General features: G+C 52.5%; 1 protein-coding gene. It reads right to left on the bottom strand.

What is annotated here, in order from left to right; all coding sequences use genetic code 11:
* Positions 1-107, bottom strand: a 107-nt coding sequence (locus B3180_RS07260; RefSeq protein ID WP_286843793.1) for a glyceraldehyde 3-phosphate dehydrogenase NAD-binding domain-containing protein, incomplete at its 3' end; no start/stop codon positions are given.
* Positions 108-236: the final 129 nt, after the last annotated feature.

Raw genomic sequence — 236 nt, 5'->3', positions numbered from 1 at the left:
CCCGGGTCATTCACCTGAACAATCTCCAGCTCAGTGTTTTCCCACGCCGCGCGTAGCGCTAAACGGCCAATACGACCCAAACCGTTAATTCCAACTTTAATCGTCATAAAAGACTCCTTTTGTGTATCTCTTACCTGCCTGCTTTTGGGCTCGGGGGGAGTTTGCTGTCTTGTTTCGCTTGAGCATTGCGCCCCCTATGGCGGAGACGCTACAAGCTCATCCATGAGGGCTTGACG

This window comes from Idiomarina sp. UBA4206, from assembly GCF_002383015.1.
Classification (GTDB): Bacteria; Pseudomonadota; Gammaproteobacteria; order Enterobacterales; family Alteromonadaceae; genus Idiomarina; species Idiomarina abyssalis.
This window is presented reverse-complemented; position numbering and strand designations above follow the sequence as displayed.